The sequence below is a fragment of the Nocardioides cynanchi genome, from assembly GCF_008761635.1.
Lineage (GTDB): Bacteria > Actinomycetota > Actinomycetes > Propionibacteriales > Nocardioidaceae > Nocardioides > Nocardioides cynanchi.
In genome coordinates, this window is the sequence record NZ_CP044344.1 from 3,360,988 (window position 1) to 3,380,280 (window position 19,293).

The window sequence follows — 19,293 nt, forward strand, 5'->3', positions numbered from 1 at the left end:
GGGCTCAGGCGAACGGGTTGGGTCGTCCGCCGGGCAGCTGCGCGAGCAGCTCCTGGGCCTGGGCGAGCAGCTTGTGCTCGACCAGGACCTCGTAGCGGGTCGCGATCACCGCGCGCACCGAGGAGAAGTCGCGCTGGCCGCGGGTGGCGGCGTACCCGATCAGGGCCCAGACCAGGCCGAAGACCAGACCGAAGAGCACCGTCGACAGCACGGTCGCGATCGCGGTGGTGCCGCTCTTGGAGAAGATCGTGATGATCAGCCCGACGAAGAGGCCGAGCCAGACCCCCGACAGCGCGCCGCCGGCCGCGACCTTGCCCGTCGTGAGGCGGCCGGTGATCCGCTCCACGGACTTCAGGTCGGTGCCGACGATCATGCAGTTCTCGACCGGGAAGTGGTTGTCGGAGAGGAAGTCGACGGCCTTCTGGGCGGCGGCGTAGTCGTCGTACACGGCCAGGGACTGGGGGAACTGGAGCTGCAGGAGGGCCGAGCCCTGACCCGGCTGGCCCGGTGCGCCGAACGGAGTGTTGGATGCCATGGCACCAGTGTGCCGGTAAGGGGTGCCGGTACGCCGTGCCAGGTCGACTCGTCCCTAGACTTGGGTCCGACCCGCGCGCTCCGGCGCGCCGACGCTGCGAAAGGCGCGCCCCGTGGCCCGATACGTCGTCGACGTGATGCCCAAGCCCGAGATCCTCGACCCGCAGGGCAAGGCCGTGCTCGGCGCCCTGCCCCGGCTCGGCTTCGGGGGGGTCACCGACGTCCGGCAGGGCAAGCGGTTCGAGGTCGAGGTCGAGGGCGACGCCTCAGCCGCGGGGCTCGACGAGGTACGACGGATGGCCGAGACCCTGCTGGCCAACCCCGTGATCGAGGACTTCACGGTCCAACCCGTCGAGCCGGAGGCGACCACCGAGCAGCCGGAGCCGACCTCGTGAAGATCGGTGTCGTCACCTTCCCCGGCTCGCTGGACGACGTCGACGCCGCGCGCGCCGTACGCCTGGCAGGAGGTGAGGCGGTCGCGCTGTGGCACGGCGACGCGGACCTGCACGGGGTCGACGCCGTGGTGCTGCCGGGTGGCTTCTCCTACGGCGACTACCTCCGGTGCGGTGCGATCTCGCGCTTCGCCCCGGTGATGTCCGAGGTCGTGACCTGGGCCGGTCGGGGCCTGCCGGTGCTGGGCATCTGCAACGGCTTCCAGATCCTCTGCGAGTCCCACCTGCTGCCCGGCGCCCTGATCCGTAACGACCACCGGACCTTCGTCTGCCGCGACCAGCGACTGCGGATCGAGAACAACCGGACGCCGTGGACGTCGTCGTACGCCGAGAACGCCGAGGTCACGATCGTGCTCAAGAACGGCGAGGGCGGCTTCGTGGCCGACGAGCCGACCCTCGCGATGCTGGAGGGCGAGGGCCGGGTGGTGGCTCGCTACCTCGGCGACAACCCCAACGGCTCGCTGCACGACATCGCCGGCATCACCAACGCGCTGGGCAACGTCGTCGGTCTGATGCCCCACCCGGAGCACGCGGTCGAGGCGCTCACCGGCGCCGGCACCGACGGGCTCGGCTTCTTCACCGGGCTCGCCGCGCTCACCGCCCGCTGATCAGCGCGTCTCAGCGCGTCGCGCGGAGCCCGGAGGCCAGCGCGGCCCAGGTCGCCGGGTTCGCGACGCCGAGGGAGGGCCGGCCGACCGCCGACTGCCAGGTTCGCAGCGCCGCGTCGGTGCGGACGTCGAAGATCCCGTTGACCGGCAGCCCGAGGCCACGGGAGGCCGCGTTCAGGGTGCGCTGCAGGTCTCGGACCGCGGGGCCGGTGGAGCCGAACTTCGCCACGGGCTGGGTCCCGGTGGCGAGCAGCGACATCCAGCTGTGCCGGTTCCACGACGGCCGCACCGGCAGCCCGTGGGCGGTCTGCCAGGCGTTGACGGCGGCGAGCGTGGCCGGGGTCCAGTGGCCGTTCAGCTTGCCGGCGTACGCCTTCTGCTCGGTGAGCAGGCACTGCAGCGCCGTGACCAGGGCCGGGTCGGAGGTGGCGCCGGTGCGTGGGTAGTCGGGCAGGTCGACCGGGACGCCGTTGCAGTGCGACTCGGGCCGCGCGGTGGGAGTGCCGAGGCTGAGGTAGTCCTTGTCCACGTTGATGGTGACCCCGCCCCACGTCTCGTTGTGCCCACCGACGTACTGCTTCATCCGGCCGCCCGGGCGCCAGCCGTCGTTGCGGATGTAGCTCGTCGAGGTGTCGGCCTTGCCGTCCCAGCGGGCGATCCAGATCTGGTCGGGCAGGTGGTACGCCGTGGGGTCGTCGATCCGGGCCTCGTCGAGCATCCAGATGCCCGAGCCCGCGGAGGAGTAGACGCCCGAGACGAAGTGCCGGGTGTGCAGCTCGCGGGTCCAGGCGCTGAGGAACGCCATCGCGGAGTCGCGGCAGCGCGTGTTGGTGGCGTCGAAGCCCTCGAGGTCGTACCACATCGTGCTGCCCGGGGCGATGCCGAGCGCCGTGGCCGCCGCGACGGTCTTGTCGGCCTCGGCGACTCCTTGCTTGCGGGCCTTGCCGTAGTGCTGGGTGGCGCCCGGGGTCGGGTCGATGGTGCGGTCGTGGCCGTAGCGAGGGAAGCGGGGGTTGCACGACGCCTGCGGGCCGAGGGTGATCGGCAGCAGCCGCCAGCCGTTGGCCAGCTGGGTGGTGATCCAGGTGGGGGTGAGGTTGGGCTGGTTGCGGCAGGCCCGCGAACTGCCGGAGATGTAGATGCCGACCGCGAGGTAGGGCGACTGCCGCAGCCAGGTGTTCATGCTCTTCTGCGAGGGCGCCAGGCACTGGTCGAACCCGTATCCCCGGAAGTTGCCCGGGGTCACGACGTTCGCGGGCACCGACTGCGCGGACGGGACGACCGCCGTCGGCACGAGTGACGCCGTACTCGCCAAGACGGCCAGCGCCGCTGCGCCGAGCAGGGGACGCAGGAACATGTGGTCACTCCAGGATCGGTGGTCGGGGACCCCGTGGGCGGGGGCTCGGCCAGTGATCTGGGCCCACGGGGACCCGACACCTTAAACACACGAGTCACACCCGTCACAGTGGTTCGGGAGAACTACAGGGCTGTAGTTCGCGGCGGCGGGTCAACCCGGATGCGCTGGCGGTTTCGGACGTCAACGTCCGACACCTCACGTTCCCGGCCGACGTATCGACCGGGAACGTCAGGTGTCACCGGTGAACCGGTGAAGACTTCGTCCTCACGCGACCTCGGCGAGCTCCGGCTCGAGGTCGAGCACGACCGGCTCCGGCGCCCGCCGGTCGCGGAGGAGCAGCGTGGCGACGAGGAGCGCGGCCAGTGAGAAGGCGGCTGAGGTGAGGAACGCCGGCTCGACGCCCGGCACGAACTGGCCGGGTACGGCGCCGGTCGCGTAGACCGACACGATCGCGGCGACGCCCACCGCACCGCCGAGCTGCTGGGTGGTCTGCAGCAGGCCGGACGCGGAGCCGGCGTGCTCGGGCTCCACGCCACCGAGGACGGTGGCGGTGATCGGCATGAAGATGAAGCCGGTCGAGAGACCCGCGATCAGCACCGGCCCGAAGACCGATCCCCAGTACGTCGACGAGGTGCCGAGCTGGCTGAGCCAGAGGTAGCCGACGACCAGCGCCGCGGAGCCGATCATCACCATGGTCCGGGCCCCGAGGACCGAGAGCAGGCGCGGAGTGACCCGGGACATCGCGAACACGCCGAGGCTGAAGGGCAGGAACGCCGCGCCGGTCTCGAACGGCCCGAAGCCGAGCACCCGCTCGTCGTACTGCACGACCAGGAAGAACATCGAGAAGTTCGCCCCGATCACCAGCGCCATCACCATCAGGGCGCCGACCCGGCGCCGGTTGCGGACCAGGTGCGGCTGCACGAGCGGGTGCGGGTGCCGCACCTCGGTGCGGGCGAGCACGAGCAGGAGCAGGAGGCCGACCACGAAGCCGGCGATGGTGCGCACCGACAGCCAGCCGTGCTCGGGGGTGCCGATCAGCGACCAGACGATCGCGACCGCGCCGAGCGTGGCGGTGAGGGCTCCGACGATGTCGAAGCGGCCCTCCCGGCGCGGCGTCTCGGTGACGAAGCGTCGGGCGGAGACGAGGACGGCGATCCCGATCGGCACGTTGATGAACAGCGTCCAGCGCCACGAGCCGAGGTCGGTGACGACGCCACCGAGCAGCAGCCCGATGGACGCGCCGGCCGACGACACCGCACCGAAGAGGGCCAGGGCCCGGTTGCGAGCCGCTTCGTCCGGGGCGCTCGTGGTGAGCAGGGCGAGCACGCTGGGTGCCGCCATCGCCGCGCCGGCGCCCTGGAGCGCCCGGGCCAGCACCAGCTGGGTCGGGGTCTGGGCCAGTCCTCCGAGGAGGGAGAAGAGCGTGAACATGCTCAGGCCGATCTCGAACATCCGGAGCCGGCCGCGGACGTCACCGAGCCGCCCGCCGAGCAGGAGCAGGCCGCCGAAGGCGAGCGTGTAGGCGTTGAGCACCCACGAGAGCGACGCCGGGCCGAAGCCGAGGTCGGTGTCGATCCGGGGGAGGGCGACGTTCACGACGGTGGCGTCCAGCACGAGCATCAGCTGGGCCACCAGGACGATCGCCACCCCGGTCGCGACGCGGCCGGCGTTCGGCGGAAGGTCCGTGGGGAGGTCGTGGGTGGTACGGGTCGTGAGAGCTGTCTGCTGGGAAGAAGACACGGGATGGATCCTGTTCTGGTCCCGAGGGCGGGGCCGAGGTACTCTTAGCGGAGAAGTTCTCCGGTTGGAGACCAATATACGGAGACACTCTCCGTTTGGCAAGTGAGGTGGAGCATGCGCGCCGATGCGCAGCGCAACCGCGAGCGGCTGATCGAGGTCGCCCGGGAGGTATTCCGCGAGCAGGGGTACGACGCGTCGCTGGACGAGGTCGCCAAGCGGGCCGGCGTCGGCGCGGGCACCCTCTACCGCCACTTCCCCAGCCGCGAGGTGCTGCTCGACGCGATCATGCAGAGCTGGGTCGACCGGGTGAACGAGTCGGCCGACAAGGTGCTCACCCACGAAGGATCGCCGCGCGACCTGCTCCTGGCGTGGTTCGAGACCTACGTCGAGCTGATCAGCCTGCACAAGGGAGGCCCGGCGCGGATCACCCAGGCCATGGGCGACTCCTCCTCCCCGATCGTCACCAAGTGCCAGACACTGACGGCGGCGACCGACCGGATCGTCGAGCGGCTCGAGTCCGAGCACGCCCTGCGCGACCACGTCGAAGCCGTCCAGATGGCGCGGCTCGTCGGTGGGGTCGCCACGGTGGCCGACAACGGCAACCTCGACCACGACGCCGTCCGTCCGCTGCTCGAGGTCATCGCCGACGGCATGCTCGTCTCGAGCGACACCAGGTCCTGAGCTAGGCACCGAGCGCGCTCGCCGGCGGGAAGCCCGGTCGGTTGTCGCCGCCCCCGCGGACCGTGAAGATGCTGGTGTGACCAGCACGGCGTCGGAGGGCTGTCGCGTCCGCGTGCTCGGACCCCTGGAGGTCGCGGTCGCCGGCGGGCCGGTGTTCCCGACCGGTCGGCAGGGGGCGCTGCTGGCCCTGCTCGCCGCCGACGCCGCCGCCGTCGTCCCGCACGACCGGCTGGCCGACGCGCTCTGGCCGGATGAGGCTCCGCGGGACCCGCTCAACGCCCTCCAGATCCTCGTCTCGCGGTTGCGGGCCCGCCTCGGGGCGGACCTGGTGGAGACGCGGCCGGGCGGGTACCGGCTGGGCGCCGCGGGTGACCTCGACGCCGCGCGGTTCGAGGCCCTGGTCGCCGAGGCTGCCGGCACTGGCCCGGAGCGCGCGGTCGGCCTCCTCGGAGCGGCCGAGCGGCTGTGGCGCGGCGCCGCCCTCGCGCCGTACGACGACCTGCCCGGCGTGCGTCAGGCCGCGGCCCGCCTGACCGCACTGCGCTTCGTCGCCCGTGAGCGGCGCGCCCAGGCACTGGTCGAGCTGGGACGCTTCGACGAGGCGGTGTCCGAGCTCGAGGCGCTGGTCCTCCTCGACCCCCTGCGCGAGACGGCCGTGTCCGTGCTGGTGACCGCCCTGGCGCGGAGCGGCCGCGCCGCCGAGGCGCTCGGGCGCATGGCCGACCTCCGGGTCCAGCTGCGGGCATCGGGCCTCGACCCCTCGCCGTCGATCGAGGCCCTCCAGCAGCGGGTGCTGACCGGCGACCTCGGCCCCGACGGCGACGCGACCGTGACCGGCTCGCCGCTACGACTGGTCTGCCGCCAGCTCAGCCGGGCGCCGGGCGAGACCGTGACCCTGGGGGAGGCGGGCACGGGCCCGCCTCTGGTGTTCGTGCCGGGGTGGGTTTCGCGGCTCGACTCGGTGGCGAGCGGGTTCGACCCGCGTGGCCGGGTGCTGGCCCGGCTGGCAGCCGAGCTGCGGGTGGTCACCTACGACCGCTACGGCACCGGGCTCTCGCCCGGCCGGGTCACGTCGTACGACCTCGAGAGCAGCGTGGCCGAGCTGCTGGCTGTGCTCGACGCCCTGGGGGAGCGGCGGGTCGTGGTCATGGGGTCGAGCGCGGCCGCCCCGATCGCCATCTCCGCCGCGGCCCGCGACGCCCGGATCGAGCGGCTGGTCGTGCTCGGCGGGTACGCCGACGGGCCCCGTGTCTTCAGCAACCCCGGCGTCCGCGAGGCGATGCTGAGTCTCGTCCGCTCCAGCTGGGGTGTGGGCTCGCGGGTGCTGGCCAACCTCCTGATGCCCGACCGGTACGACGAGAAGGTCTTCGCCCGCTTCCAACGGCAGGTTGCCGACGCCGAGGTCGCGGCCGGCTTCCTGGAGCAGATGTACGACGCCGACGTGTCCGCCGAGCTCGGCCGGGTCCGGCAGCCGACCCTGGTGCTCCACTACGCGGACGACCCGGCGGTGCCGATCGCGGGCGGCCGGCAGGTGGCCGAGGGCATCGCCGGTGCCCGCCTGCGGGTGCTCGACGGCGCCTACCACCTGCCGCCGGCGCGTCACGCCGCGGCGATCGCGGACACGATCGTCGCCTGGTGCCGCGAGCCGCTGACCTCGGGAGAGAGCCCGGCGCCGGCACGACAGTGACCTGCAAGGTCGACCCGTCACGCTCCGGACATGACCGACACCCTCTTCCACGCCCACCCGGTCCGCGGGCCGATGAACGCCGCCTTCTTCTGGGCCGCCGGCGGCATGTTCGACCGGCTGCTGCGCTCGCACAAGCGGCGGGTGTACGCCGACCTCCCGGACACCGTGGTCGAGCTGGGTGCCGGCGTGGGTGCCAACCTGCGCTACCTCTCCCCGGGCTCCACCCTGATCGCGGTCGAGCCCAACCCCGCCATGCACGGGCGGCTCCGGCGCGCCGCCCGGCGCAGTGGCGTCCACCTCGATCTCCGGCCGGTGTCGGCCGAGCGCACCCACCTGCCCGACGCGAGCGTGGACGTCGTCCTGAGCAGTCTGGTGCTGTGCAGCGTCGGTGATCCCGGTCAGGTCCTCCGCGAGGTCCGCCGGGTGCTGCGTCCCGGTGGCCGTTTCGTCTTCGTCGAGCACGTGGCCGCGCCGGCCGGGACGCCGTTGCGCCGGCTCCAGCGGTGGGTCCGGCGTCCGTGGGCGTGGTGCTTCGAGGGCTGCTCCTGCGAGCGCGACCTCGCCTCCGTGGTCGGGGACGCCGGCTTCGACCGCGTCGACGTCGAGAGCTACCGCCTCCGGTCGCCGTTCCTGCCGTTCAACACCCAGATCGCCGGGGTCGCCACCCGATGACCGGCGAACCGCCGCTCACGGTCGGTCTGATGCGGCAGCCCGACGAACCGGCGGCTGACCTCGCCCGCGACCTCGCCGCGCTGTCCTCGGCGGGGCTGGACCACGTCGTGACCGCCGACCACGTCAGCTTCCGGGTCGGAGCCGGCCGGGACGGGCTGATCGACGCCGCGACGCTGCTCGCGACCGGCGACCTCCCGGTGTACGTCGGCCTCTACCTGCTGGCGCTCCGGCATCCGGTCCTGGTGGCCCGGCAGCTCTCCACCCTTGCGGAGAGCGCCCCCGGCCGGCTGGTGCTGGGCGTCGGCGTGGGCGGCGAGGACCGGCACGAGGTGGAGGTGTGCGGGGTCGACCCGCGCACCCGGGGGCGGCGGACGGACGAGTGCCTGGCGGTGCTCCGCGGCCTGCTCGCAGGCGATCCGGTCACCCACCACGGTGACTTCTTCGACCTCGAGGAGGCTCTGGTCCTGCCCGCGCCCTCGCTTCCGGTGCCGATCGTGGTCGGCGGACGCTCGGACGCTGCCCTGGCCCGGGCCGCCCGCTTCGGGGACGGCTGGCTGGGCATCTGGGTGTCCGCGCGCCGGTACGCCGAGGTGGTCTCCCGGATCGCCGAGCTCGCCGACGCCGAAGGCCGCGGCGAGGTGGCGTGGCGGCACGGGCTCAACGTCTGGTGCGGGCTCGGCGCCGACCCGACCGAGGGCCGCGAGCACCTCGCGGCCGCGATGACCGCCCTGTACGGGCTGCCCTTCGAGGCCTTCGCGCGCTGGTCGCCGAGCGGATCGCCAGAGGACGTCGCGGCCTTCCTGGCGCCGTACGTCGACGCCGGGGTGCGCGACCTCAACCTGATCTGCCCCGGTCGGGACCGCGCCGCGGTCCTGACGCGTGTCGCGGAGGTCAGGAGGCTGCTCCTCGACCGGTAGATTGACGTCCGTGCCGCAGACCCTCGACACCGTCGCCGTCGCGGCCGCGGACCCCGACCGTGACCAGCCCTGGGCCGAGCTCGGGCTGAAGGAGGACGAGTACCTCCGGATCCGCGAGATCCTCGGCCGCCGCCCGACCTCGAGCGAGCTGGCGATGTACTCGGTGATGTGGAGCGAGCACTGCTCCTACAAGTCCTCCAAGGTGCACCTCAAGCAATTCGGCGAGATCGCGCAGGAGACGCCTGTCGGCAAGATGCTGGCCGGCATCGGAGAGAACGCCGGCGTCCTCGACATCGGCCAGGGGTACGCCGTCACCTTCAAGATCGAGTCTCACAACCACCCGTCGTACGTCGAGCCCTACCAGGGCGCCGCGACCGGGGTCGGCGGCATCGTCCGCGACATCCTGGCCATGGGCGCACGCCCGGTCGCGGTGATGGACCCCCTCCGCTTCGGCCCGTTCGACGCCGACGACACCCACCGCGTGCTGCCCGGGATCGTGGCCGGCGTCGGCGGTTACGGAAACTGTCTCGGCCTGCCCAACATCGGCGGTGAGGCGGTCTTCGACGCGTCGTACGCCGGCAACCCGCTGGTCAACGCCCTCTGCGTCGGGGTGCTCCGGCACGAGGACCTCCACCTGGCCAAGGCGTCCGGCGAGGGCAACCGGGTGATCCTGTACGGCGCGCGGACCGGCGGTGACGGCATCGGCGGCGTCAGCGTGCTGGCGTCGGAGACCTTCACCAGCACCGGGCCGACCAAGCGCCCGAGCGTCCAGGTCGGCGACCCGTTCATGGAGAAGCTGCTGATCGAGTGCACCCTCGAGCTGTTCGCGGCCGGTGTGGTTGCCGGGATCCAGGACCTCGGGGGCGCCGGCCTGTCCTGCGCCACCAGCGAGCTGGCCAGCGCCGGCGACGGCGGGATGCGCGTCTCGCTCGACCTGGTGCCGCTGCGCGACTCGAGCCTGGTGCCCGAGGAGATCCTGATGAGCGAGTCGCAGGAGCGGATGATGGCCGTCGTCGAGCCCGACGACGTCGAGCGGTTCCTGGCGATCTGCGCGAAGTGGGACGTCGAGGCCGTCGACATCGGCGAGGTCACCGAGACCGGCCGCCTCGAGATCGAGTGGCACGGCGAGACCGTGGTCGACGTACCCCCTCGGTCCGTGGCGCACGACGGGCCGACCTACAAGCGACCCTTGGCCCGCCCGGGCTGGCAGGACGACCTCCAGGCCGACCGTGCCGAGGCCCTGCCGAGGCCGGAGTCCGAGGGCGACCTGCGCGAGACCGTGCTCCGGATGGCGGCCTCCCCCAACCTGTGCGACAAGTCGTGGATCACCGACCAGTACGACCGCTACGTCCAGGGCAACACCGTGCTCGCCCAGCCGTCCGACGCCGGGATGGTCCGGGTCGACGAGGGCACGCACCTCGGCGTCGCGGTGGCCACCGACGGCAACGGCCGCTACTGCAAGCTCGACCCCTACACCGGCGCCCAGCTCGCCCTGGCCGAGGCCTACCGCAACGTCGCCTGCGGCGGCGCGACCCCACTGGCGATCTCGGACTGCCTCAACTTCGGCTCGCCCGAGGACCCCGACGTGATGTGGCAGTTCGCCGAGGCCTGCCGCGGCCTCAAGGACGCGTGCGTGACCCTCGGCATCCCGGTCACCGGCGGCAACGTCTCGCTCTACAACCAAACCGGCACCACCGCGATCCTGCCGACCCCGGTGGTCGCCGTGCTCGGCGTGATCGACGACGTACGACGTCGTACCCCGACCGGCTTCGTCGCGGCCGGCGAGGTGATCGTCCACCTCGGCCAGACCCGCGAGGAGCTGTCCGGCTCGGAGTGGGCCCACGTCGTCCACGACCACCTCGGCGGCCTACCGCCCGAGGTCGACCTGCACGCGGAGAGCCAGCTCGGTCGCCTGCTGGTGGAGGCCGGCCGGGGCGGCCACCTCACCAGCGCCCACGACATGTCCGACGGCGGACTGGCGCAGAGCCTGGTCGAGTCATGCCTGCGGCTGGGGATCGGGGCGACCGTCTCGCTGCTCGGCGACCCCTTCGTCGGCCTGTTCTCGGAGTCCGCGGCGCGGGCGATCGTCACGGTCGAGGCCGAGAAGCTCGAGTCGTTCCTGACGATGGCGGCGAGCCTCGGCGTCCCGGCCGGTGAGATCGGCCGCACCGGTGGCTCCTCGCTGACGGTGACCGACCGGTTCGAGATCCCCCTCGACGAGCTGTCCGGGGCCTGGCGCGGCACGCTGCGCGCCGCGTTCGCCGGCTGAGGAACGGTCCGGTCGCCGCGCGGCTCCGAACTCCCGGGGTGGACCGTCGACAGCTGCTGACCCTGGCCGGCCTCGGCCTGCTCGCACCGGTCGTGGCGTCCTGCCAGACTCGTCCGGTGACCATCCGGAAGCGTCCCGCCGGCGCGAAGCGGATCGGGTACGGCGACGACCCGGCCCAGTTCGTCGAGCTCACGATGCCCGCCGGCGAGCCGAAGGGGGTCGTGGTCGTCGTGCACGGCGGCTTCTGGAAGGCCGCCTTCGGCATCGAGTACGGCCGCCCGATCAGCGCCAGCCTGGCCGATCACGGCTGGGCGGCCTGGAACATCGAGTACCGCCGGGTGGGCAACGGCGGCGGCGACCCCACGACGTTCGACGACGTCGCGGCTGCGATCGACGCGCTGTCCGGGCAGGACCTCGACCTGAGCCGGGTGCTGGGGGTGGGTCACTCGGCGGGCGGCCACCTCGCGACGTGGGCTGCGTCGCGCACCCGCTTCCCGCGGTGGAAGTCAGGGGTCGAGCTGACCGGGGTGGTCTCGCAGGCGGGTGTGCTCGACCTGTCGGCGGCGTTCGACGAGAACCTCGGCAGCGGGGCGGTCGTCGCCTTCCTCGGCCACCGGCCCGGCCGCGACGACGCTCCGCTCGACCCGATCCAGCAGGTCCCGCTGGCGATCCCGGTGCACTGCATCCACGGGACCAGTGACACGAACGTGCCGATCAGCCAGTCGCGTGACTACGTCGCGGCCGCCGTCGCCGCCGGCGCCGCGGCGGAGCTGACCGAGGTCGACGGCGACCACTTCGTGCTGATCGACCCGAAGTCGGATGCCTGGCACCGGACCCTGACCATCCTGGACGGGCTCTGAGCGTGGTCACCGACGGGCTGCGGATCGGGCGGTCGGTGGTGATCCCCGAGCGGGAGCTGTCCGAGCGGTTCTCCCGTTCCTCCGGCCCCGGCGGCCAGGGCGTGAACACCGCCGACTCCCGGGTCGAGCTGTCCTTCGACGTGGCCGCGTCCCCGTCACTGCCCGCGGCGACGCGGGCCCGGATGCTGGCCCGGCTCGAGGGTCGCCTGGTCGACGGGGTCCTGACCCTCGCCTCGTCGGAGCACCGCAACCAGCTCGCCAACCGTCGTACGGCGCGGGAACGGATGAGCGAGGTCCTCACCGCCGCGGCGGCCCCGCCGCCCCGTCCCCGCCGCCCCACCCAGCCCTCCCGCCGCGCCAAGCAGCGGCGCCTCGACGAGAAGAAGCAGCGCTCCCGGACCAAGCAGGGCCGCGCCGGCAACTGGGACTGAGTCGGGATAGTCCGGCACGCCTGGCACCTGGAAAGGGTGGAGAAGGGTGCCTAGCGTGCCGGACTACCCCTGGCTGGGGGTCTCGACCAGGGAGGTCAGGCGGGCCGCGAGCGCCGCGCGTGCGGTGGTGTGGTCCCACGCGAGCAGCTCGCCCATCGGGTGCTCGGCGAGCAGCCCGCGCAGCAGGAGGTCGCCGAGCCAGTAGCCGGCTCGGGGTGGGAGCTCCCGCTCGGACTCCTGGACGGTGAAGAGCGCCCGCACGCGCGGGTCGTCGTACGACGTGTCGAGTCCTTCGAGCGCTCGCCGCGCGATCCGGCCGACGAGGGCCGCGCAGTCGTCGGCCCAGCCGCCGTGGGTGTCGTCGAACCACAGGTACCCGCCGTCGCCCAGGCCGGGATGCAGGTCGCGCGAGACGGCGACCGCGAACCCCTCCTGGAACAGCGCGCCGGCACAGTCTTCGGGCCACCTGCCGGCGCCGTGCCGGTCGTGGGCGACGTGGAAGGCCTCGTGGGACACCAGGATCGCGTCGAAGGGCTCCTCGCCCAGGAACTCCAGGGCCAGGAACAGGGTCTCGCGTCCGGCGTACTCGGTGACCCATCCGTTGGAGGTGTGGGCGCCGACCATCAGGACGACGTCGAGGTCGTCGTCGATCAGGCCCTGCGACCTGAAGTAGCGCTCGGCCCCCGCCACCAGGCCGCGAGCGCGGGCTTCGACCGCGGCCATGGTCGGCGCCAGCCGCAGGACGTCGTGCGCCGCCGCGGCCCGTCTCGCGGTCAGGCCCCAGGCGCGGTAGTAGACCTCGAAGACCGCCGGTTGGGCGGCTTCGTACTTCTCGACCCAGGCGATCTCGCGCTCGGCGTCGTCGCGGATCGCGGCCAACGCGAGGTACTCAGGGACGGTGGTGGTCAGTCGCACGGGGCCTCCTCACACGGTCTAGCCGGCAACGGCGGCGGCGGCGCCGTGCTCGAGGTCTGCGCGCCACTGGGCCGGGCGCGGCACCGAGCGGATGCTGCGGCTCAGCGTCGCGGCCAGGGCCACCAGCACGGTCAGCACCACCAGGACCAGCACGGCCCGATCGCCGCCGAGCGAGGTCAGCAGCCAGGCACCCATCAGGGGCGCCAGCGGCATCACCATCATCGAGGTGAACTGCATGGCCGACGCGACCCGGCCCTGCAGGTCGTCGGGGGTGTGCGCGACCCGGTAGGCGCCGATGCCGGCGTTGCCCGCCGGGTTGAGCAGCAGGAGCAGGAACACCGCGGTGCACGCCGCCCACGGGGTCGACCACCAGATCAGCGGGATCAGGGGCAGTGAGCACATCCAGGCGATCGCCAAGGTCAGCCAGCCGGTGCGGGCGCGCTCGATGATGTACGGCGCGGCGAGGGCGCCGAGGATCCCGCCGACGCCGGCCGCGGTGGAGACCAGCCCGATCTGCGCGGCCGGGTAGCCCTCGCGGATCAGCCGGAGCAGCACCACGAAGAACACCCCGTTGACCAGCAGGTTGGTGGAGGAGGAGAAGAACATCAGGGTCCGGAAGAAGCGGCTGTCCCAGATGAACCGCAGACCCTGCACCAGCTGGGCGCGCAGCCGTGGCTGGACACCTTCACGACGCGGTGGTCGCAGGTCGGTGCGGATCCGGCTCACGGTCAGGCACGACACGGCGAAGGTCACGGTGTCGACCAGGAACGGCACCCAGGCCCGGACGGCGTACAGCAGGCCACCGAGCGGGCCACCGAGCAGGGCGGCGATGTGCTGCCGGGCCTGGTTCTGGCTGAGCGCGGTCGAGAGGTCCTCGGTGGCCACGACGGCGCGGATCGCCGCTCCCTGGGCAGGCTGGAAGATCCCGGAGCCCACACCGGTCAGCAACGCCACGACCACCAGGTGCGGCACCGTGAGCACGTCGAGGATGCCGGCGACGGCGAGCGAGCCGTAGAGCACCACCCCGGCCGCGCTGGCGCCGAGCATGAGTCGCTGGCGGTCGACCCGGTCCGCGATCACCCCCGCGGGCAGCAGGGTGGCGCACAGTCCGAGCAGGCCGACCGACTCGAGCAGCGCCGCGACCAGACTGGAGCCGGTCAGGTGGTAGCCGAGCAGGGGGAAGACGAACAGCGACATCGTCGAGCCGAGCTCGTTGACGGTCTCGCCGATCCAGAGCGTGGTGAAGTCACGATTGCGGGCGAGCTCCCGGTAGCCGGTCATGTTCCGCACCGTATGTTGCGCAACAGGTATTGCGCAAGTGTTCGTGCGAAACTGTGGCAGAATGGCGGTCGTGAGTGAGCCCTACCCCCGTCGGCACGATCCGACCGTGCTCCGAGCGATCGCGCACCCGACCCGCAACCGGATCCTGCACGAGCTCGAGGCGTCGGGTTCGCTCCGGGCCGCCGACGTCGCCCGCCTGCTCGACATCCCGGCCAACCAGGCCAGCTTCCACCTGCGCCAGCTCGCCAAGTACGGCCTGATCGAGCCCGCCCCCGACGACGCGAGGGACGGTCGCGACCGGGTCTGGCGGGTGGTGGACGAGGGACGGCTGCAGTTGAGCCTCGACGAGATGCTCGACGCCCCCGGCGGCCCCGCGGCGGTCAAGGTCTGGCAGCGGAACGCCTCGGGCTGGGCGCACCAGATCGTCGACGAGGCCTACACCCTCGACCGCACCCCCGGTGTGATGCGGGCGATCACCGAGCAGCCACTGCGGCTGACCCGCGACGAGGCCAAGGAGCTCTGCGAGCGGCTCGACGCCGTGCTCCAGCAGACACTGAAGGAGAAGCGCGACGCCGACGACGACGTCGATCGCTCGACGTACCTCTTCTTCTCGATCATGCAGCCGCACCCGCAGCGGACCGGCTCCTGAGGCGTCGGCGTCGCGTGGTGTGATGGGCTCGTGCCTGCCCGTCTCCGGCCCGCCAGCGCCGCCGAGGTGACCGCCGCGCTCGCTGCCGAGCCGCGCCAGCCGGCGCAGACCCGGCTGCTGGTCAAGCACTATCTCGCGGTGCTGTCCGAGCGGGCACCCGGCGCGTCGGTCGAGGTGCGGGTGCCGCCGTACGCCGCGGTACAGGCGGTCCCGGGCGTCCGACACACGCGTGGCACGCCGCCGGCCGTGGTCGAGCTCGATGCCGACACCTGGATCGCGCTGGCCGTCGGGGAGCTGACCTGGGCGGTCGCCGAGGCTGCCGGCCGGGTGCGGGCCAGCGGGGAGCGAGCCGACCTCTCCGCCCTGCTTCCCCTGGCCCAGCCGTGATCGTCGCCCTGCTGCCGACCCAGCGACTGGTCGACGCGGTCGGGCCGCTCGACGGGGTCGAGCTGGTGCTCTGGCGCGGAGACGGGCCGCCGCCCCGGGCCGACGAGGTCGACCTGGTGGTGCCCGACTACGCCCGCGGCCGGGCCGCGATGGGGCAGCTCGGCGTCCTGCCCCGGCTGCGCGTCGTCCAGCTGCAGACGGCGGGGTACGACGGCGTGCTCGAGCTGACGCCTCCCGGTGTCCTGCTGGCCAACGCGCGAGGGGTGCACGACGACGCGACCGCCGAGCTCGCGCTCGGACTGACCATCGCCTCGCTGCGCGGGATCGACACCGCCGTGCGCGAGGCCGGCACCTGGCGCCAGGACACGTCGCGGCGGAGCCTGGCCGACAGCCGGGTGGCGGTGCTGGGCTACGGCGCGATCGGTCGTGCGGTCGCCGAGCGGATGCTGGCCTGTCGGGCCGTGGTGACCGGGGTGGCGTCGGCGGCGCGCGACGACGACCTCGTCGGCCGGGTGGTGACCGTCGACGACGTCGGCTGGTCCGCCCAGCACGTCGTGGTCGTCGTACTCCCGCTGGACGACGCGACCCGTCACGTGGTCGACGCTCCCTTCCTGGCCCGGCTCGCCGACGGCGCGCTGGTGGTCAACGTGGGCCGCGGGCCGCTGCTGGACACCGACGCGGTGCTGGCCGAGGTCGGCCGCCTGCGCTTCGCCCTCGACGTCACCGATCCCGAGCCGCTCCCGTCCGACCACCCGCTCTGGACCGCGCCGGGCGTGCTGGTCACCCCCCACATCGCCGGCGGCACCACCGCGATGCTGCCCCGGATGGCCGACCTGGTCCGCGACCAGCTCACCCGCCTCCGCGACGGCCGCGCCCTCCGTAACGTCATCCGCTGACTCGGCGCAAAGAGGCACGCCAACCACGCCGAGTCGGCGCACAGGGGCATGCCAGGCATGCCGAGTCGGCGCAACAGGCACGGGAACGACGCTGAGTCGGCGCACACAGACACGGGAACGACGCCGAGTCGGCGCACGAGGGTGCGTCAGGCGGTGACGACCTCGCGGAATCCGGTCACCAGCAGGTCGATGTCCGACTCGCTGGCCACGATCGGCGGGGCGAGACGAACGGTCTGGCCGTGGGCCTCCTTGGCCAGGATCCCCTTGGCCAGCAGGGCCTCGGTGAAGTCGCGGCCGGTCATCCTGTCCGGAGCGATGTCGATCCCGGCCCAGAGCCCGCGGGCGCGGACGGCGTCGATGCCGAAGCCGACCAGGTCGGAGAGCCCGTCGTACAGCTGCTCGCCGAGCTTGGCCGCCCGCTCCTGGAACTCGCCGGTCTCCAGCATCGCGACGACCTCGCGGCCGATCGCGGCGGCCAGCGGGTTGCCGCCGAACGTGGAGCCGTGGGTGCCCGGGGTGATCACGCCGAGCACGTCGCGGTCGGCGGCCACGGCGGAGACCGGGTAGAGGCCGCCGCCCAGCGCCTTGCCCAGGATGTACATGTCGGGGACGACGTCCTCGTGGTCGCAGGCGAAGGTGCGGCCGGTGCGCGCCAGGCCGGACTGGATCTCGTCGGCGACCATCAGCACCTGCTCCTCGCGGCACAGCGTGCGCACCTGCTGCAGGTAGCCCTCCGGCGGGATGACCACGCCGGCCTCACCCTGCACCGGCTCGAGCAGCACGGCCACCGTCGTGCTGTCGACGGCGGCACGCAGCGCCTCGATGTCGCCGTACGGCACGAGCCGGAAGCCCGGAGTGTACGGCGAGTAGCCGTGGGTGGCGTCGGAGTCGGTCGAGAACGACACGATCGTGGTGGTGCGCCCGTGGAAGTTGCCCTCCATCGCCACGATCGTCGCCTGGTTCTCCGGGACGCCCTTGACCTGGTAGCCCCACTTGCGGCTGACCTTGATCGCGGTCTCCACGGCCTCGGCCCCGGAGTTCATCGGCAGGATCGTCTCCTTGTCGGTGAGGTCGGCCAGCGCCTCGGAGAACGGCCCGAGCTGGTCGTTGTAGAACGCACGACTGGTCAGCGTCAGTCGACCGAGCTGCCGGCGCGCCACCTCGACGAGGCGCGGGTGGCCGTGCCCGAAGTTGAGGGCGGAGTAGCCGGCCAGACAGTCCAGGTAGCGCCTGCCGTCGACGTCGGTCACCCACGCGCCCTCGCCGGAGGACAGCACGACGTGCAGCGGGTGGTAGTTGTGCGCCGCGTAGGTCTCGGTCAGCTCGATGTGCCGGGCGGTGTCGGGTGAGACGTGGTTCATGAGGACTGCTTTCGGGCCGTCGGGTCGCGGGTCGGGGAAGTCCTCCCATGGTGGCGTACCGGGCAGCCGGAAGCCAAATGATTGTCAGACAATTCTCGTCGTGTCGGGATAGTCCGTGACGAAAGCGCCCTATCTGGGCCCGAAATAGGGCCCGATCGTCACGGACTATCGGGGTGGATAGGTTGGCGGGCATGAGCGATGACGACCTGCGCGCCCGGGTGCGCGACGTCCTTCCCGGTGTACGACGCGACCTCGAGGCGCTGGTCCGGATCGAGTCGGTCAGCGCCGACCCCGAGCGCGCCGGTGAGGTCCAGCGCAGCGCCGAGGCGGTGCGCGACCTGTTCGCGGCCGAGGGCTTCGAGGTGCAGGTCACCAGCGCGGAGGGCGGTCGCCCGGCCGTGATCGCCCACAAGCGGAGCAGCCGCGAGGGCGCGCCGACGGTGCTGCTCTACGCCCACCACGACGTCCAGCCCGAGAACGACCACGCCGACTGGGACTCCCCGCCGTTCGAGCCGACCGAGCGGGAAGGCCGGCTCTACGCCCGCGGCGCCGCCGACGACAAGGCTGGCATCGTCGCCCATCTGGGTGCCCTGCGGGCGCACGGCGACGACCTCCCGGTCAACGTCGTGATGTTCGTCGAGGGCGAGGAGGAGGTCGGCTCCGACAGCCTCCCGGCGCTGTTGAAGCAGCACCTCGACGAGCTGCGCGCCGACGTGATCGTGATCGCCGACAGCGGCAACTGGGACATCGGCGTCCCCGCCCTGACCACCAGCCTGCGCGGCCTGGTCCGCCTCGACGTCGAGGTGCGCACGCTGACCCACGGTGTCCACTCCGGGATGTGGGGAGGCCTGGTCCCCGATGCGCTGATGGCCCTGTCCCGCCTGATCTCCACGTTGTACGACGACGCCGGCAGCGTCGCGGTCGAGGGCCTGTACGCGGGCCCCGCCGCCGATGTCGACTATCCGGAGGCTCGGCTGCGCGCCGAGTCCGGCGCGGTCGCGAGCGTCCGGTGGATCGGCACCGGCTCCAGCGTCGAGCGGCTCTGGACCAAGCCGTCGCTGTCGATCATCGGCCTCGACGCACCCAAGGTCGCCGGCTCCAGCAACACCCTCGTGCCCGCCGCCCAGGCCCGGCTGAGCCTCCGGATCGCCCCGGGTGACACCGTCGCCGGTGCCCGCGCCGCCCTCACCCGCCACCTCGAGCAGCACGTGCCGTGGGGCGCCGAGCTCACGATCACCCCGGTCGACTTCGGCGAGCCGACCGCGATCGACGCCACCGGCCCTGCCTACGACGCGGCCCGGGCCGCCTTCACCGAGGCCTGGGACGGCACCGAGCCGATCGACATGGGTGTCGGCGGGTCGATCCCGTTCATCGCCGAGTTCCTCGACGCCTTCCCCGAGGCCAGCGTGCTGGTGACCGGCGTGGAGGACCCCGACACCCGCGCCCACGGCGCCAACGAGGGCCTGCATCTGGCCGAGTTCGAGCGCGTGGTCCTCGCCGAGGCGCTCCTCCTCGACAAGCTGGGTCACCAGGGCCGCTGATCCGCGAAACCGGTGGTGCGGCGATGCCGGTACGCCGTACCCCTGCACCTAGACT

19 protein-coding genes are annotated in these 19,293 nt (G+C 72.6%); 13 read left to right on the forward strand and 6 right to left on the reverse strand.

Going from position 1 to position 19,293, the window contains the following annotated elements; translation table 11 throughout:
* Positions 1 to 4 precede the first annotated feature (4 nt).
* Complete coding sequence (locus E3N83_RS16260; RefSeq protein WP_151084204.1) at positions 5 to 535, reverse strand: general stress protein; 531 nt, start codon at positions 533 to 535, stop codon at positions 5 to 7.
* A 112-nt stretch (positions 536 to 647) separates the two neighbouring features.
* Here E3N83_RS16260 and purS point away from each other — a divergent pair, with 112 nt between their 5' ends.
* A complete protein-coding gene (purS, locus tag E3N83_RS16265; protein WP_151084205.1) occupies positions 648 to 929 on the forward strand; it encodes a phosphoribosylformylglycinamidine synthase subunit PurS in 282 nt (93 codons plus the stop codon).
* Entirely contained in the window at positions 926 to 1,594 is a 669-nt protein-coding gene (purQ, locus tag E3N83_RS16270) for a phosphoribosylformylglycinamidine synthase subunit PurQ (RefSeq protein WP_151084206.1), read from the forward strand. Before purS ends, purQ begins: the two co-directional genes overlap by 4 nt.
* Before the next feature lie 10 nt (positions 1,595 to 1,604).
* Here purQ and E3N83_RS16275 read toward each other — a convergent pair whose 3' ends face one another.
* The gene (locus E3N83_RS16275) at positions 1,605 to 2,951 is read right to left on the reverse strand and encodes a glycoside hydrolase domain-containing protein (RefSeq protein ID WP_151084207.1); all 1,347 of its coding nucleotides are present in this window, start codon (positions 2,949 to 2,951) and stop codon (positions 1,605 to 1,607) included.
* Between the two features lie 264 nt (positions 2,952 to 3,215).
* On the reverse strand, positions 3,216 to 4,691 hold the full coding sequence (locus E3N83_RS16280) for an MFS transporter (protein ID WP_238342947.1): 1,476 nt from the start codon (positions 4,689 to 4,691) through the stop codon (positions 3,216 to 3,218).
* 114 nt (positions 4,692 to 4,805) lie between these two features.
* Here E3N83_RS16280 and E3N83_RS16285 point away from each other — a divergent pair, with 114 nt between their 5' ends.
* The 7 genes from E3N83_RS16285 to arfB all read left to right on the forward strand — a co-directional run bounded on the left by E3N83_RS16285 (position 4,806) and on the right by arfB (position 12,208).
* Complete coding sequence (locus E3N83_RS16285) at positions 4,806 to 5,372, forward strand: TetR/AcrR family transcriptional regulator (RefSeq protein WP_151084208.1); 567 nt, start codon at positions 4,806 to 4,808, stop codon at positions 5,370 to 5,372.
* A gap of 76 nt (positions 5,373 to 5,448) precedes the next feature.
* Positions 5,449 to 7,059 carry a bifunctional AfsR/SARP family transcriptional regulator/alpha/beta hydrolase gene (locus E3N83_RS16290; RefSeq protein ID WP_191907837.1) on the forward strand — a complete coding sequence of 537 codons (1,611 nt, stop codon included), beginning with the start codon at positions 5,449 to 5,451 and terminating at the stop codon, positions 7,057 to 7,059.
* 30 nt (positions 7,060 to 7,089) lie between these two features.
* The gene (locus E3N83_RS16295) at positions 7,090 to 7,731 is read left to right on the forward strand and encodes a class I SAM-dependent methyltransferase (RefSeq protein ID WP_151084210.1); all 642 of its coding nucleotides are present in this window, start codon (positions 7,090 to 7,092) and stop codon (positions 7,729 to 7,731) included.
* Between the two features lie 29 nt (positions 7,732 to 7,760).
* A complete protein-coding gene (locus tag E3N83_RS16300; protein WP_191907838.1) occupies positions 7,761 to 8,648 on the forward strand; it encodes an LLM class flavin-dependent oxidoreductase in 888 nt (295 codons plus the stop codon).
* A 1-nt stretch (position 8,649) separates the two neighbouring features.
* The gene (purL, locus tag E3N83_RS16305; RefSeq protein WP_202879251.1) at positions 8,650 to 10,917 is read left to right on the forward strand and encodes a phosphoribosylformylglycinamidine synthase subunit PurL; all 2,268 of its coding nucleotides are present in this window, start codon (positions 8,650 to 8,652) and stop codon (positions 10,915 to 10,917) included.
* Positions 10,918 to 11,033: 116 nt separating this feature from the next.
* Entirely contained in the window at positions 11,034 to 11,777 is a 744-nt protein-coding gene (locus tag E3N83_RS16310) for an alpha/beta hydrolase family protein (RefSeq protein ID WP_238342948.1), read from the forward strand.
* A gap of 2 nt (positions 11,778 to 11,779) precedes the next feature.
* Positions 11,780 to 12,208: an alternative ribosome rescue aminoacyl-tRNA hydrolase ArfB gene (arfB, locus tag E3N83_RS16315; RefSeq protein ID WP_151084213.1), complete on the forward strand. Its 429-nt coding sequence runs from the start codon at positions 11,780 to 11,782 to the stop codon at positions 12,206 to 12,208.
* A gap of 63 nt (positions 12,209 to 12,271) precedes the next feature.
* Here arfB and E3N83_RS16320 read toward each other — a convergent pair whose 3' ends face one another.
* The gene (locus E3N83_RS16320; protein ID WP_151084214.1) at positions 12,272 to 13,123 is read right to left on the reverse strand and encodes a hypothetical protein; all 852 of its coding nucleotides are present in this window, start codon (positions 13,121 to 13,123) and stop codon (positions 12,272 to 12,274) included.
* A gap of 18 nt (positions 13,124 to 13,141) precedes the next feature.
* Entirely contained in the window at positions 13,142 to 14,404 is a 1,263-nt protein-coding gene (locus tag E3N83_RS16325) for an MFS transporter (protein ID WP_151084215.1), read from the reverse strand.
* A 70-nt stretch (positions 14,405 to 14,474) separates the two neighbouring features.
* Between E3N83_RS16325 and E3N83_RS16330 the strand changes: the two genes are divergently transcribed.
* The 3 genes from E3N83_RS16330 to E3N83_RS16340 are packed head-to-tail and all read left to right on the forward strand — an operon-like array spanning position 14,475 to position 16,336.
* Positions 14,475 to 15,053, forward strand: a complete 579-nt coding sequence (locus E3N83_RS16330; RefSeq protein ID WP_238342949.1) for an ArsR/SmtB family transcription factor — start codon at positions 14,475 to 14,477, stop codon at positions 15,051 to 15,053.
* A 30-nt stretch (positions 15,054 to 15,083) separates the two neighbouring features.
* Complete coding sequence (locus E3N83_RS16335; protein WP_151084217.1) at positions 15,084 to 15,440, forward strand: sterol carrier family protein; 357 nt, start codon at positions 15,084 to 15,086, stop codon at positions 15,438 to 15,440.
* Positions 15,437 to 16,336 (forward strand): NAD(P)-dependent oxidoreductase, encoded by a 900-nt coding sequence (locus E3N83_RS16340; protein ID WP_151084218.1) that lies wholly within the window; start codon positions 15,437 to 15,439, stop codon positions 16,334 to 16,336. The genes E3N83_RS16335 and E3N83_RS16340 overlap by 4 nt, the downstream gene beginning before the upstream one ends.
* A 146-nt stretch (positions 16,337 to 16,482) precedes the next feature.
* Here the strand turns inward: E3N83_RS16340 and rocD are convergent, their stop codons facing one another.
* Positions 16,483 to 17,697: an ornithine--oxo-acid transaminase gene (gene rocD / locus E3N83_RS16345; RefSeq protein ID WP_151084219.1), complete on the reverse strand. Its 1,215-nt coding sequence runs from the start codon at positions 17,695 to 17,697 to the stop codon at positions 16,483 to 16,485.
* Between the two features lie 191 nt (positions 17,698 to 17,888).
* On the opposite strand from rocD, the gene E3N83_RS16350 reads away from it, so the two are divergent.
* Entirely contained in the window at positions 17,889 to 19,238 is a 1,350-nt protein-coding gene (locus E3N83_RS16350) for a dipeptidase (RefSeq protein ID WP_151084220.1), read from the forward strand.
* The last annotated feature ends 55 nt before the right edge of the window (positions 19,239 to 19,293 follow it).